Annotated in this window: 15 protein-coding genes and 1 pseudogene; 5 read left to right on the top strand and 11 right to left on the bottom strand. The window is 66.0% G+C overall.

The window, feature by feature from the left end:
- The coding region (locus M0D64_RS42455) for a hypothetical protein (protein ID WP_266262039.1) at positions 1 to 197 on the top strand (197 nt) is incomplete at its 5' end.
- A gap of 125 nt (positions 198 to 322) precedes the next feature.
- Here the strand turns inward: M0D64_RS42455 and M0D64_RS42450 are convergent.
- From M0D64_RS42450 to M0D64_RS42420, 7 genes are all read right to left on the bottom strand, one after another.
- Entirely contained in the window at positions 323 to 1,903 is a 1,581-nt protein-coding gene (locus tag M0D64_RS42450) for an aldehyde dehydrogenase (NADP(+)) (protein ID WP_266262041.1), read from the bottom strand.
- Complete coding sequence (locus M0D64_RS42445; protein ID WP_266262038.1) at positions 1,903 to 2,901, bottom strand: amidohydrolase; 999 nt, start codon at positions 2,899 to 2,901, stop codon at positions 1,903 to 1,905. The genes M0D64_RS42450 and M0D64_RS42445 overlap by 1 nt, the downstream gene beginning before the upstream one ends.
- Positions 2,879 to 3,826, bottom strand: a complete 948-nt coding sequence (locus M0D64_RS42440) for a YncE family protein (RefSeq protein WP_266262037.1) — start codon at positions 3,824 to 3,826, stop codon at positions 2,879 to 2,881. The genes M0D64_RS42445 and M0D64_RS42440 overlap by 23 nt, the downstream gene beginning before the upstream one ends.
- 93 nt (positions 3,827 to 3,919) lie before the next feature.
- Positions 3,920 to 5,212 carry an MFS transporter gene (locus M0D64_RS42435; protein ID WP_266262036.1) on the bottom strand — a complete coding sequence of 431 codons (1,293 nt, stop codon included), beginning with the start codon at positions 5,210 to 5,212 and terminating at the stop codon, positions 3,920 to 3,922.
- A gap of 195 nt (positions 5,213 to 5,407) precedes the next feature.
- Entirely contained in the window at positions 5,408 to 6,325 is a 918-nt protein-coding gene (locus M0D64_RS42430; protein WP_266262035.1) for a dihydrodipicolinate synthase family protein, read from the bottom strand.
- Positions 6,326 to 6,327: 2 nt separating this feature from the next.
- Entirely contained in the window at positions 6,328 to 7,500 is a 1,173-nt protein-coding gene (locus M0D64_RS42425) for an L-rhamnonate dehydratase (RefSeq protein ID WP_266262034.1), read from the bottom strand.
- A gap of 65 nt (positions 7,501 to 7,565) precedes the next feature.
- The gene (locus M0D64_RS42420) at positions 7,566 to 8,612 is read right to left on the bottom strand and encodes a 4-hydroxythreonine-4-phosphate dehydrogenase PdxA (RefSeq protein WP_266262033.1); all 1,047 of its coding nucleotides are present in this window, start codon (positions 8,610 to 8,612) and stop codon (positions 7,566 to 7,568) included.
- A gap of 172 nt (positions 8,613 to 8,784) precedes the next feature.
- Between M0D64_RS42420 and M0D64_RS42415 the strand changes: the two genes are divergently transcribed.
- Together M0D64_RS42415 and M0D64_RS42410 are read left to right on the top strand one after the other, a co-directional pair.
- Positions 8,785 to 9,732, top strand: coding sequence for a LysR family transcriptional regulator (locus M0D64_RS42415; protein WP_266262032.1), 948 nt, complete (start codon positions 8,785 to 8,787; stop codon positions 9,730 to 9,732).
- Positions 9,733 to 9,754: 22 nt separating this feature from the next.
- On the top strand, positions 9,755 to 10,021 hold the full coding sequence (locus M0D64_RS42410; protein ID WP_266262031.1) for a hypothetical protein: 267 nt from the start codon (positions 9,755 to 9,757) through the stop codon (positions 10,019 to 10,021).
- Between the two features lie 20 nt (positions 10,022 to 10,041).
- On the opposite strand, the gene M0D64_RS42405 is transcribed toward M0D64_RS42410, so the two are convergent.
- Entirely contained in the window at positions 10,042 to 10,302 is a 261-nt protein-coding gene (locus M0D64_RS42405; protein WP_266262030.1) for a hypothetical protein, read from the bottom strand.
- A gap of 241 nt (positions 10,303 to 10,543) precedes the next feature.
- Between M0D64_RS42405 and M0D64_RS42400 the strand changes: the two are divergent.
- Together M0D64_RS42400 and M0D64_RS42395 are read left to right on the top strand one after the other, a co-directional pair.
- Positions 10,544 to 11,614 (top strand): annotated as a pseudogene (locus M0D64_RS42400) (aldose epimerase family protein).
- A gap of 11 nt (positions 11,615 to 11,625) precedes the next feature.
- Positions 11,626 to 12,387, top strand: a complete 762-nt coding sequence (locus tag M0D64_RS42395) for an ABC transporter substrate-binding protein (protein ID WP_266262029.1) — start codon at positions 11,626 to 11,628, stop codon at positions 12,385 to 12,387.
- A 424-nt stretch (positions 12,388 to 12,811) separates the two neighbouring features.
- Here M0D64_RS42395 and M0D64_RS42390 read toward each other — a convergent pair whose 3' ends face one another.
- The 3 genes from M0D64_RS42390 to M0D64_RS42380 are packed head-to-tail and all read right to left on the bottom strand — an operon-like array spanning position 12,812 to position 14,136.
- On the bottom strand, positions 12,812 to 12,982 hold the full coding sequence (locus M0D64_RS42390; protein WP_266262028.1) for a hypothetical protein: 171 nt from the start codon (positions 12,980 to 12,982) through the stop codon (positions 12,812 to 12,814).
- Complete coding sequence (locus tag M0D64_RS42385; RefSeq protein WP_266262027.1) at positions 12,972 to 13,718, bottom strand: SDR family NAD(P)-dependent oxidoreductase; 747 nt, start codon at positions 13,716 to 13,718, stop codon at positions 12,972 to 12,974. The genes M0D64_RS42390 and M0D64_RS42385 overlap by 11 nt, the downstream gene beginning before the upstream one ends.
- Positions 13,719 to 13,740: 22 nt before the next feature.
- Positions 13,741 to 14,136, bottom strand: a complete 396-nt coding sequence (locus tag M0D64_RS42380; RefSeq protein ID WP_266262026.1) for a DoxX family protein — start codon at positions 14,134 to 14,136, stop codon at positions 13,741 to 13,743.
- Positions 14,137 to 14,200: the final 64 nt, after the last annotated feature.

Below are 14,200 nucleotides of genomic sequence, written 5' to 3'. Positions count from 1 at the left end.
ATGAACCGCACGCGCTGGCCGGAGCCCCCTACCGCGCGAGCGGTTTCGTTCTTCGACCCGGTGCGGACGGTCCCAGCCGTCTCAAGCATATGGCAGGTCTGGAGCGTACAGCGGTCAGTCAGGACGTAAAGCTGGGCGCCGGCACCAACGGAGTGGGCTTCGACGTCGGCATGGGCGGGAGGTTCGGCGATGGTTGATTGGCAGGCACTCATCATAGTCGACGACGCGCGGGCGACGCCGCAGGACAAAATCCCGCGCTAACGCCGCGACGCGCGGATCGCGCGCGCATGCGGCGCGAGCCGCGATTGCATCGTGTGCCAGGTTAGCCGTGGCCGAGCCGGCCGTCGCGCACCCGCCAGAGATCGAGCGGGTTGTCGTCTTGCAGCGCGGGCGGCAGCAGTTCCGCAGGTAGATCCTGATAGCAAACCGGCCGCAGAAAACGCTCGATCGCCATCGTGCCGACCGATGTCGTGCGCGGATCGGACGTCGCCGGGAACGGCCCGCCATGCACCATCGCATGCGACACCTCGACGCCGGTCGGATAGCCGTTCGCGAGAATCCGTCCTACCTTGCGTTCGAGCGTCGGCAGCAGGCGCCGCGCGAGCGCGACGTCGTCCGCCTCGACGTGCAGCGTCGCCGTGAGTTGCCCTTCGACGTGCTCCGCGAGCGCGATTATCTCGTCGACGTTCTTGCAGGTCACGATCAGCGACGTCGGCCCGAAGATCTCGTCCTCGAGTTGCGGGTCCGACACGAACGCTTGCAGCGTCGTCGCGAACAACGCCGGGCACGCGGCGCTTTTTGCGTCCGTGTCGGCGCCGCGTGCGAGCGCACGCGCGTCCGCGCCCGCCGCACGCTTGGCGATGCCGTTCGCATACGCGGCCGCAATGCCGGCGGTCAGCATCGTCTGCGCGCCCTTCTGCCCGAGCGCCTGCGCGGCCGCATCGACGAACGCCTGCGTATCCGGCCCGTCGAGCACGACGACGAGCCCCGGATTCGTGCAGAACTGCCCGACGCCGAGCGTCAGCGAATCGACAAACCCGCGCGCGATCTCCGCGCCGCGCTTCGCGAGCGCGCCCGGCAGCACGAAGAACGGATTGATGCTGCTCATCTCCGCATACACCGGAATCGGCTCGCGACGCTTCGCGGCGATGTCCATCAGCGCGAGGCCGCCGCCGCGCGAGCCGGTGAAGCCGACCGCCTTGATCGCCGGATGCGCGACGAGCGCCTCGCCGATCGCGTTACCCGCGCCGATCACGAGCGAGAACGTTCCTTCCGGCAGCCCGCACGCGCGCACCGCCTGCTGGATCGCGCGCCCGACGAGCTCCGACGTGCCGAGATGCGCGGGATGCGCCTTCACGACGACCGGGCACCCGGCCGCGAACGCGGATGCGGTATCGCCGCCCGCGACCGAGAACGCAAGCGGGAAATTGCTCGCACCGAACACCGCGACCGGCCCGACCGGAATCTTCTGCAGACGCAGATCCGCGCGCGGCAGCGGCTTGCGCTCGGGCTGCGCGGGATCGATCGTCGCGGCGAGCCAGCGCCCGTCGCGCACGTGCGACGCAAAGAGCCGCAATTGCCCGACCGTCCGGCCGCGCTCGCCTTCGAGCCGCGCGACCGGCAGCGCCGATTCCTGATGCGCGCGCTCGATCAGCGCGTCGGCGAGCGCGAGAATGTTCTCGGCGATCGTCTCGAGAAAGCGCGCGCGCGTTTCGAACGGCGCCGCCCGGAACACATCGAACGCCGCGTGCGCGAGCCGGCACGCGCGATCGACGTCGTCCGCGCTGCTCGCGGCAAACGGCGGCTCGAGCGCCGTACCGCGCGCCGGGTCGAACGCGAACATTGTCCCTTCCGCGCCGCGTACCGACGCGCTGCCAATCAACATCTCTCCGGTGATCTGCATCATCGTCCTGTCTGTGTGTCCAGTTTGCGAGGTTCGTCGAGATCGATCCGGTAGATCCGGATCGCGTTGTCATGCCAGATCGCGCGGCGTGCCGCGTCGCTCAGCTGCCGGTCGGCCATCGCGGCCGCGAACGTCCGCACCAGAGCCGGATACGCGATCCGCAATCCGGCGACCGGGAAGTTGCTCGCGAACATGCAGCGCTCGGCGCCGAAGATCGCGACCGCGTCGCCGATGATCCGGCGATTCTCCGCGTCGTTCCATGCGGCGTCGCGCAGCCCGAATTCGGACAGCTTCACCGATACGCGCGGCTGCTCGGCGAGCGCCTCCATCCCGCGCCGCCAGCGCGCGAGGCCTGTGTCCGAACGGTCCCACGGCAGCCCCGCGTGTTCGAGCACGACGTCGACGGCCGGCGCATCGGCGAGCCGCGCGGCCGTTTCGTCGAGATGCCAGAACGGCACGCGCAGATCCCAGCGCAGCCCATGCGCGGCAAGCCGTTCGAGCGCGCGCGGCCAGCGCGGGTCGCTCAGCGTGCCAGGGCCGTCGACCGTGGCGTCCGGCGTCGCCGACGTGCGCGGCTTGAAGCGCACGCCGCGCACGAGCGGATACGCGGCCTGCTCGGCGAGGCGCTCGTCGGCATCTTCGGCGAGCAGGTCGACCCACGCGACGACGGCCGACGGAATCGGATGACGCGCCGCGACGTCATGCAGCCAGCGCGTTTCCGCGAGCGCGTCGTCGCGCAGGCACTCCGCCTCGACGTGCACGCTCGCGACGACCGGCGCGCCGCCGGCCGCGCGCCGGAATTCGTCGACACCGAAGTCGTTGCACAGGTCCGCGTAATCGCCGAGGATGAAGTGCTCGGGATCGTACGCGCCCTGCAGCCATGGATAGCGGACGTCGCCGTTCAGGCGCCACAAGTGATGGTGCGCGTCGACGATCGCATCGGGCAGCGCGAGCGCCGCGTCGTCCGCGCGCGGATCAGCGACCGCCTGCGAGCACATAGGACGCGTCCGGCTCGCGCAGCGTCGGCATCTCGTTGACGAAGCACCACGCAGTCAGGTCGAGCTCGCGCACGTGATCGTCCTGGAACGACACGTACGCGGCGGGCCGCGACGGATGGAACGACAGCGCGGTCGGATTCGCCGGCAACGCGATGCGCTCGATTTCCTCGAGCCGCTGCGCGTCGAACACCGAGATCGACTGCTCGCCCGAATTCGTCAGCAGCAGCAGGTCGCGGCCGTCGACCGAACTCGTCCGGTAAATGCGGTTCGGATCGCTGCGCGTCTTCACGCGGCGGCCGCAGGTCATCGTCGCGGTGTCGATCGCGACGAGCGTGTCGTCGCCGCGGTTCGCGACGAAGAGCGTCTTCTCGTCGCTCGACAGAGCGTTGCCTTCGGGGCGCGGCCCCGGCATCACCGCGCGCGGCGTCACCGTCGCATCGCGCGGATCGAACTGCGTGACCGTGTTCGACAGCAGATGCACGCCGTATGCGCGGCTCGCGTCGCGCGTCAACGTGACGAGGTGCGTCTTCACGCCGCCGGACGACACCGCCATGTTCGGCACCGTCTGCTCGCGCGGACGATCGAACACGAGCAGCATGTCGCTCGCCTCGCTCATCGCATACAGGCGCCCGTCGGCGTCGCTCGCCATCCCGTGCGGCCGGTAGTACGGCCAAAGGTCGAGCATCCGCGTGAGTTTGCGCTCGTGCAGATCGATCTCGGCGATCCGGTGATCGCCGTCCTGGCCGCGCGTCCACGCGGTTTCAATCCCGAAGATGCCGACGTACGCGAAGCGGCGCTCCGCGTCGACGGTGAACTCGTGCGGGAAGCTCGGCAGCACGATGTGCTTGAGCGCCGCCTTCGTCTCGAGATCGTAGAAGCTGAAGGTATGGGCGCATTTCTGCACCAGCAGCAGGATGTCGTTCATCGTGAATCTCCGTCCTTCGAGGTTTCGCCGCGGCACGCATGTCGCGCCGCGGCGAGTGTGGGTTCGTTGCGTTCGCAACCGTCAGTCGGTTTCTCAGTCCTCGCAGCGCTTCGGCAGCGTCAGCGCGAGCAGGCCGGCTACCGCGAGCGTGACCGCGAGGCTGTACACGCCGGCCGCCGAGCTCACGTGCTGGGTCAGCACACCGACCGCGTACGGGCCGCAGAAGCCGCCGAGGTTGCCGAGCGCGTTAATCAGGCCGCGCGCACTGCCGGCGGTCTCAGGGCTGCAGAGCTTCGGCGGAATCGCCCAGAACACGCCGGCCGCCGCCTGCAGGAAGAAGCCGCAGCCGATCAGGAACGCGAACGACACGAGCATCGTTTCGTGAGTCAGCACCGACAGCGCAAGGCATGCGGCGAAGCCGACGAGCGGCAGCAGCACGAACAGGCGGCGCTTGCCGGTCCGGTCGGACAGATACGACGTCGCGAACATGCCGACCATCATCGCGATGTAAGGCAGCATCGCGAGCAGTCCGATATTGCCCATCCCGGTGTGCGTGAGGTTCTTCAGCAGCGTCGGCAACCACATCGTGTAGCCGTAGATACCGACCTGGTAGCAGAAGTTGATCGCGATCAGCAGCCAGATCGTCGGGTTGCGCATCATCGCGCCGAACGACGCCGCGGTCGGCTTGCCCGACGCGCGCTTGCGCTCCTGCTCTTCGCGCAGCGCATCGAGGATGTACGCCTTCTCGCGCGGCGACACCCAGCGCGCGGTCTCGGGGCCGTCGTCGGCGAACAGCATCCAGACGATCAGGAACAGCAGCGACAGCACGCCCGTGCTGAAGAACAGGTGGCGCCAGTCGTACGCGGCGAGGATGTAGCCGGACAGCGGCGCGGTGATCATCCCGGCGAGCGGCACGAACATGATGACCATCGCGTTCGCGCGCCCGCGTTCGCGATCGGGGAACCAGTTGCTGACCATCGTCAGCACGACGGGCAACATCCCGCCTTCGGCGACGCCGAGCAGGAAGCGCAGCGTCAGCAGCTCCCACGTATGCGTGACGAGGCCGGTCAGCCCCGACAGCGCGGCCCAGCTGATGAGCGACCACGCGATGAATTTCTTGCCGCTGCCGAGCGCCGCGCGCTTGCCGCCGGGAATCTGGAGGAACAGGTAGCCGAAGAAGAAGATCCCGCCGGCTAGACCGGCCATCGTCGCGTCCATGCCGAGATCGGCGTTCATCCCGCCCGGCATCGCGAACGCGATGTTCACGCGATCCATGTAAGAGATGATGCACGCGAGCAGCAGCGGCGGAATCACGCGCAGCCAGCGGCGGCGGGGAATGGCTTCGCCGGCGTCGTAAGCCGGGTTGGCCGGGGTCAGCATGGTCATAGTGTCTCCAGTTTTGGTGGTCGGCAGCGACGGACTTCTGATGGACCGCCTGTCACGCCGTGACGAACCGACACGGGGCCGGCCGCCGGCGCGGAACGCACGTGCGTTCCGCCTCTGCGCGGACGTCTGCCCGTCCGCGCGGCAAACGCGGTTCGCACATGGAACCGCGAAACGCGTGCCGCGCGCGAATGGACCTCAGCGGCCCCAGCGCAGCACGAGCGGATCGAGCCGGCGCGCTGCGTCGAGCAGCCCAGCGCGAACCTGCGGATGCAGCTCGGGCCACGGGGCGCGCGCCTTGTCGCACGCTATCACGCCGCCTTCCTTCATCAGCGCCTTCGCGGTCAGGAAGCCTGCCTGGCGGTTCTCGTAGTTGATCAGCGGCAGCCAGCGCGCGTACTGCGCGACCGCTTCGTCGCGGTTGCCCGCGAAGTACGCGTCGGTGATCTGGCGAATCCCGTCCGGATAGCCGCCGCCCGTCATCGCGCCGGTCGCTCCCGCGTCGAGATCGGCGAGCAGCGTGATCCCCTCCTCGCCGTCCCACGGGCCCTCGATCGCCTCGCCGCCGAGCGCGATAAGCTCGCGCAGTTTCGATGCGGCACCCGCGGTCTCGATCTTGAAGTACGACAAGGCCTCGATCTGGCGCGCGAGCTTTGCGAGGAACGGAGCGGACAGTGTCGTTCCGCTCGCGGGCGCGTCCTGGATCATCAGCGGGATGTCGAGGCCGTCGGTCACTTCCTCGAAGAACGCCTGGATCTGCGCTTCGGACACGCGGAACGTCGCGCCGTGATATGGCGGCATCACCATCACCATCGCGGCGCCCAGCGCCTGCGCGTGACGATTGCGCTCCGCGCAGATCCGCGCGCTGAAGTGCGACGTCGTGACGATCACCGGCACGCGGCCAGCGACGTGCGCAAGCGTCGTGCGCGTGAGTAGTTCGCGCTCATCGTCGCCGAGCGCGAACTGCTCCGAATAGTTCGCGTGGATGCAGATCCCCTGCGAGCCCGCGTCGATCATGAAGTCGAGGCAGCGGCGCTGGCCGTCGAGGTCGAGCGCGCCGTCCTCGGTGAAGATCGTCGGCGCGACTGGGAACACGCCTTGGTAACGAGCTTTCATGATCACTCCACGATCTCGAACTGGTCGAGGAACTCGGTCTTCAGCGTGAGGCCGAGGCCCGGCACGTCGTCGCGCAGCTGCAGGTAGCCGTTCTCGGCGACCGGCTCGCCGTCGAAGATGTAATAGAACAGCTCGTTGCCGACCTCGACGTCGAACATCGGGAAGTACTCGCTCATCGGCGACGCGAGCGTGCTCATCGTCAGGTGATAGTTGTGCATCTGGCCCGCATGCGGGATCACCGGCACGCTGTACGCTTCGCACAGCGCGTTGATCTTGTGCGCCATCGTGATGCCGCCGACGCGGTTCGTGTCGTACTGGACCACCGACACCGCCTTGCGGTCGAGCAGCTGCTTGAAGCCGTACAGCGTGAACTCGTGCTCGCCGCCCGAGATCGGGATGCTCGTCAGCTGGTTCAGCTCCGCGTAGCCGTCGATGTCGTCGGCGATCACAGGTTCTTCCAGCCAGCGCGGCTGATACTTCTCGAGCTTCGGCAGAATCCGCTTCGCGTACTCGAGGTTCCAGCCCATGTAGCACTCGAGCATCAAGTCGTTGTCGTAGCCGATCACTTCACGGACCGCGGCGACCGACTTCAGGTTCTCGACGACGCCCTGCTGCCCGTGCACGGGCCCGTAGCCGAAGCGCATCTTGAACGCCCGGAAGCCCTGGGCGAGGAATTTCTGCGCCTCGGCCTGCATTTCCTTCAGGTCGGTGCGATAGAGCTTCGAGTAGTAGCACGGAATCTTCTCCTTCGTGCGGCCGCCGAGCAGCTTGAAGACCGGCTTGCCAACGCTCTTGCCGAGGATGTCCCAGATCGCGATGTCGACGCCCGAGATCGCGGCCATCCCGATCCCCTTGCGGCCCCATGCGTGCGTCGCGCGGTACATCCGCTGGTTCAGGTATTCGTAGTCCCACGGGTCCTGGCCGATCACGAGCGGCGCGAGGTACTGGTCGATGATCACCTTCGCGACCTGCGGCGCGAGCGCGACGTTGCCGTAGCCGACGATCCCGTCGTCGGTCTCGACTTCGATGACCGTCCACGAATGGAAGCGGAACGTGCTCATCGTTTCCTGGGGCGCGTACAGCAGGTCCATCGCGTTCGCGCAGAAATTGCCCTGCGGCGGCACGGTCTTGCCTTTCCATTGGAATACGCGGGCGCGTACGGACTTGATCTTCATGGCGGTGTCTCCTGAGATTCGATGTGTTCGATGCGTCGTGAAGCGCGCTGGCGGCCGGGCGGCCGTTACGCGGAAATCGTCTGCTGCCGGCGCGCGGCGCCCATCCGGCAGGCGATCTGCAAGGCCTGCCAGGTCGCGCCGACGTCGGCGGTGCCGCGGCCCGCAATGTCATACGCGGTGCCGTGCGCGGGCGTCGTGATCGGCACGGGCAGCCCGCCCTGCACGGTCACACCGCGCGAGAAGCCGAGCAGCTTGATCGCGATCTGCCCCTGGTCGTGGTACATCGTGACGATCGCCTGGTACTCGCCGGCCTGCGCCTTCAGGAAGATCGTGTCGGCCGGGAACGGGCCGTGGAACGGCGCGTCGGTCGGCCAGTCGCGCGCCTGCAGCTTCGTCACCGCGGGCTCGATGATGTCGATCTCTTCGCGGCCGCAGCTGCCGCCGTCGCCGCCGTGCGGATTGAACGCGGCGATCGCGATCTTCGGCGTCGCGATGCCGTTCGCGAGCAGCGACCGGTAGATCAACTCCGAAGCCTGCTCGATCCGCTCGACGCTCAGGTAGCCCGGCGCGTCCTTCAGCGGCACGTGCGACGAGATGCGCGACGTCCACAGCTCGCCGAGCGTGTTGAATTCGCAGAAGTAGCCGGTCACGCCGAGGTATTCGGCGAAGTGGTGGAGCTCGTCCTCGTGCTTCAGGCCGCCGAGCTTCATCGCGTGCTTGTTCAGCGGCGCGAAGCAGATCGCGTCGACCTCGCCGGCGAGCGTGGCGTCCATGCACAGGTTCAGCACGGACAGCACCGAGCGGCCGCCAGCCGCGCAGACCTCGCCGACCTTCACTTGTGCCGGGTCGATCGTGTCGACTTCGACGAACGCGGGACGCGCGATCGACGGCCGGTTGCGCGCGGCGGCGAGCGACGCGATCGGCGCGACGTCGACTTGCACGCCGGCGACGCGCTGGCCGGCTTCCCACAGCCAGCGGTCGCCGATCAGCACCAGGTTCGCGCGGGACGTCGCGTCGGGGCGCGCGAGCAGCTTCGCGATCAGCTCGGCACCGATGCCGGCGGGATCGCCGAGCGTCAGCGCGACGACGGGCAAGGTCGACGGGGCCGTCATGCCGGTTCTCCCGCGTGCGCCGCGCGGTGCGCGACCGTTGAATTCGTCTGCATAATGCGTCTCCGTTTTCGCAGGAATCCGGCTGTTCCTGATATGGGGTTCATGCTAGGTAGACGGACCGAGCCGGTAAATTGAAAACTCTTGATGAATCGATAACCTGAGGTAATCAAATATGGGCTCGCTCGACAAACGCGACTCGACGCCGCAGCTGCTGAACCGGCTGCGGATGCGTCAGATCGCGCTGTTGCTCGCGGTCGACGAATGCTCGACGCTGCGCGCGGCGGCCGACCGGCTCGGCCTCACGCAGCCGGCCGCGACGAAGATGCTGCACGAGCTCGAGAACGCGCTCGGTCAGCGGCTGTTCGATCGCGTCGGGCGCGGCCTCGTGTTGAATCCGGCCGGCGAGCGCGTGCTCGGCTACTTTCGCGGGATCCGTGGCAGCATGGAGGCGCTGAACCGCGAGCTCGCGGAGTTGCAGCTCGGCAGCGCCGGGCGGCTCGCGATCGGCAGCATCATGGCCGCGTCGCCGGGGCGGCTCACCGAGGCGCTCGTGCAGCTGAAGGCGCGCTATCCGCTGCTCGCGATCGACATCGCGGTCGACACCAGCGACCGGCTGATGCCGCAATTGCAGGAAGGCGTGCTCGAGGTCGTGATCGGCCGCGACGCCGGCAGCGACTGCGTGTTCCGCGCGGTCGACGACGAGGCGCTCGCGGTCGTCTCCGGCCGCAACCATCCGCTCGCGGGCGCGGGGCCGGTCGGGTTCGACGCGCTGCTCGAGTATCCGTGGATCCTGCAGCCGGGCGGCAGCCCGGCGCGCGAGGTCATCGAGCGCGAGTTCCGGATGCATCACCAGCCGATGCCGCGCGGGCTGATCGAGACCGGCTCGATACTGACGACGATGAACCTCGTCGACCGCTCGCAGATGCTCGGCGTGATCCCGCTGACGGTCGCGCAGCGCAACGCGGAGCACGGGCTCGTCGCGATCGTCGACTACACGCTTGCGCAGAAGCTGCCGTCGTACGGCAGCCTCGTGCGGCGCGACCGGCCGCTCAGCATCCCTGCGCGGCAGTTCCTCACACTGTTCCATCACGAGGACGACGGCGAGCCGCCGCGCACGTGACTTACCGCAAAACGACACACTCTTGCCAAATCGGACCATCAATTTTTTTCCGCGGCGCGCGGGCCGCATGATGATCGGGCGCCCCGCGTGCGGCCGTACCGAGACATTCCCAACCTCCCCCGATGGCAAGGTGTTCACGTTGTCCGAATACGCGACCGGCCAGTCGACCGAGATCCCGGACGCGTGGGGCAAGCCGATCGAGTTCTACGAAGGCGTCGTCGGGACGCTCGACAAGCTGATCCTGGTCGCGCTCGACAAGGTCACGGCCGCCGCGTCCGCGCAGCAGTAACGACGCGCGCCACCGGGCGGTCAGTTGTCCGGCGTCGACACCAGCAGCACGTAAGCCGGCACGCGGTCGATCGTCCCCGTGCGCGTGATCGTCACCAGGCGCACGGGGCAGCGCAGCGTCTCGCGATACAGCGCGCCGTACCACAGCGGCCGCGTGCGGTGCCCGTCGAGCACGTCGGACGCCGCGCGCCATTGCAGCGGCAGGAACTCCTCGCGATCGCATATGGGGTCGGTCGCGGTTACTGAGCGGCGTTGCGACGATTGATCCGCACGTCGGCGCAATGCCGATCGATAACAAACGGATATCGATATATCGCGTAATTTCAATAGTCGGTTATCGACGATCTCCTGATACTAGGCGCTCACCGGAAGCCCGGAATGGCGCTGCCCCCGGGACCGCCACGCCGGGCAAATCGACAGACAAAAAAGAGACGAACGATGTTGAAGTTACGTGCGTGCGTAGCGCTGATCATGCTCGCCGGCCTGCCGGCCCTGGGCGACGGCCTCGGCGCCCTACGTCGACGTGAAGCCGGCAGGCTATCAGCGGGTAATTGACGGCAAGCAGACCGAACTCTACACGCTGAAGAACAATCAGGGCATGGTCGTGAAGATCAGCAACTACGGCGGCAAGATCGTCGAGTTGCTGGTTCCGGACCGCAACGGCAATCTGGGCGACGTCGTGATGGGCTTCGACACGATCGAGGACGGAAACAAGTACAACCCGTCCACCGGCGCGATCATTGGCCGCTATGCGACCCGAATCGCGAAGGGCCAGTATACGATGGACGGCAAGCTGTATCAGCTCACCATCAACAACGGCCCGAACCACCTGCACGGCGGCAAGAAGGGCTCGCGCTTCCGTGTGTTCGACGCGAAGCAGCTCGACGATCACACGCTGCAGGTCAACTACGTGTTCAAGGACGGCGAAGAAGGATATCCGGGCAACTGCAGCCTAAAGGTCGTCTATACGCTGACCGACGACAACGCGCTGAAGATCAGGTACGACGCGGTCACCAACAAGAAGACCATCGTCAACTTCTCGAATCATGCGGGCTTCAACCTGAGCGGAGACCCGAGCAACAGCATCGTGAATCACGTGGTGACGATCGACGCTGATACCTTCACGCCGGTCGTCAAGCTGATCCGGACCGGCGAGCGTCGCAGCTTCAAAGGGACGCCGTTCGACTTCACGAAGCCGACGCGCATTGTCGACCTGATCTACACGAAGGACGATCAGCTGAAGCAAGGCCAGCAGCTCGCGAACCCGCTGGCCGAAGGCGGCTACGACCACAACTGGTTTCTGAACAAGCGTCCGGGCGAATTGGGGCTCGCCGCGCCCGTGTACGAGCCGACGTCCGGCCGGGTGCTGGAGATCTAGACGACCGAGCCGGCGATTCACTTCTACTCGGGCAACGCACTGCCCGGCACCGACGTCGGCAAGGGCGGCAAAATCTACGGATTCCGCAGCTTCTTCACGATGCTCGCCGAGCATCCGGACGATTCGCCGAACGAACCCAACTGGCCGACGACCGTGCTGAATCCCGGCGAGCGGTTCACGGCGACGACGATCTACAAATTCTCCACGGCGAAATGAACGGGGACACCATGACGATGAAACGCATCTACACGACGACGGGCGCCTGCGCGGCGGCCGTCGCGATCGCGTACCACGCCTTGCCCGCGCACGCGGAAGAGATCCGGGTCGTGGACAACGCGCCATACACGATCGACCCCATTCGCCATCCGGATCCCGACAGCGGCCACAACGGCTTCTTCCTCGACATCGTCAGGCAGATGGCCACCGCGATGAAGCGGGACATTCCCGTGAAATTCGTCGGCTGGCAGGACGCGCAGGCCGAATCGAGGGCCGGGCACGACATCCTCTTCTTCCCGTACTCGCGAACCGCCGAACACGAGCCGAACTACATGTGGGTACAGAAGGTGTGGGATATCGAAGAGGTCTTCGTGTCGCGGCCGGGCGCCGCCGCCATCGATTCCTATGATGCGGGCAACGCGTTGCGGGCGATCGGCGTCGTGGGCGGGTCGACGGGCCACGCCGAACTGAAGAAGCGCGGCTTCTCGAATCTCAAGCTCTACAGCAACGCGGCCGCCGTCACCGAGGCCGTCGCCGCCCGCGAGGTGGATGCCGCATACAGCGCTGACATCGAACTGAAATACGCGTGGCGTGCGGCGAAGCATCCGGGGAATCTCGTCGTCGGGAAGACGCTCGCAAGGCGCGTGCTGTACATCGCCGCGTCGAAGGATTCGCCGGGAATCGATCGCGACGCCTGGGCGAAGGCGTTCGACACGGTCAAGCGTGATGGCGTCGTCGATCGCGCCTACGCGTACTACTTCGGCCAGAAATAGCGAAGCACGGAGCGCGGGTGGCTAAATTGGCCGTCTTGCGCTTCCATCAACGCCATTAATACAAATGATCACGAGAGAAACTCTTACTACGAACTGCCCCGCCTTGATCGAGTAGCGAGGGCAAGGTCCGCATCCAACGCTAGTGCTTGATCGGCGCGAACACCGTTCAGCGGGCTCAACAGTCTTTATGAAACCGTCTGTTAATCTCGCTCGAACAGCATTATGATGCCAGCCGCTAAAGTGCGCCGGCGACCGACCGCCACGAGTTCTGTCGGTCATCGTGATCGCGTCGATTGTCGACGGTCTTGCAACTGCTGTCGACTGTCCCGTTGTGGCCGTTGGCGAACCGATGGCACACTCGGGCCGCTAAAAAAAATGCCGCCCGTAAAGGCGGCACCATGTCCCGACCGACCAGATAACTGGCTCACGCCGGCGGCAGGCCACGCTGGTTGCGCCACTCGTTCATCATGTCGTTGCTGACGGGCGCTTCTTCCCCCATGCCGTTTCGGAAGTCCTTCAGCTTGGCCCCGTAGCGGCTTTCGTCCTTTGGACCGACAACACTGCTGGATGTCCTGCGCTCCGGTTTAGCGCGCACTGTCGATAATCATGCCGCCGTCAGGCGTCAGACTGTACCCGGTCAGGAATTGCGCATCCTTGCTGGCGAGGAACAACACGACTGGTGCCACGTCGTCTTCCGGCGATCCATAGCGGGCGAGCGCATTGGCCGGTGGTGGCGCATCGGCCGCCGCAGCACCCCAAGTGTCGGCGACGGGCAGGACGTTGTTTACCGTGATACTGTCAGCGCCCCACTCGCGTGCAGCCGAGCGTGTCAGTGCGCGCACCGCTTCCTTCGCCATGTTGTAGGGGCCATAGCCCACCATGCCGGTGACGCCAGCCAGCGAGGCAAAATTGATAACGCGCCCCTCGCCACTGGTTTTGAGATGCGGATAGCAGGCTTGCATCGTCCGCAAATAAGCAATCGGTCCCATCTCGAAATTGCGCTGCAATTGCTCGATAGACAGGTCGAGGACCGATGACGAGACGGCAGACGGGTCGAAGGCATTGTTCACCAGGATGTCGATGCCGCCATACGCGGCGACAACCTTGTCCACCGACGCCTTGATCTGGTCGGGATCTGCGACGTCGCAGACTACACCGAGCGCGGTGCCACCTGCGGCCTGAATGCCGGTGACGACTTGATCGATATTTTCGGCGGTACGCGAGAGAACGGCCACCTTCGCACCTTCGGCTGCGAACAGCTTTGCAGTGGCGCGGCCGATACCGCGGCCAGCGCCAGTGACGATGGCAACTTTTCCATCGAGTCGAGTCATGTTGATCTCCATTAACCAAGGGTTACGCATGGCCCAATGCGGCCGGAGCGTAGGGGGACGGGATGTCGTGAGCGGTGTTCTGCGTCATGAATGACACGACCAACAGCACAAGGCCCACTGCTGCAGGCAGAGAGCCACTGTGCTTGCGAACGCCGAGGTGCGCCAAAGCGGACAGCAGCAGGTGATAGAACATGCCGGCATAGGCGAGATCGCTAAGTGCCACGCTGATGCGCGACAGGACGGCGGCCACGGCCAGGAGCTTTACGGCGGTGAGGGTCGGCACGAGATAAGTGGGATAGCCCAGGTCCGCGAGGGCTTGGCGAACCCACTCCCTTTTGAATAGGTACATCGTCGCGGAGGCTAGATAGAGCAACGACAGCAGCGCGGTGCTGGTCCAATACACGTGGTTTTCGGTCATGAGGTTTCCTAGAATGAGCAGCCTTACATCGATTTCGCCAAGAATGTCGCCTAAGATGAAAATG

The sequence above is a fragment of the Paraburkholderia sp. WS6 genome (assembly GCF_030464835.1).
In the GTDB taxonomy this organism is placed as follows: Bacteria; Pseudomonadota; Gammaproteobacteria; order Burkholderiales; family Burkholderiaceae; genus Paraburkholderia; species Paraburkholderia madseniana.
Note: the sequence above shows the minus strand (reverse complement) of the source record. Positions and strands in the feature narration are given on the sequence as shown.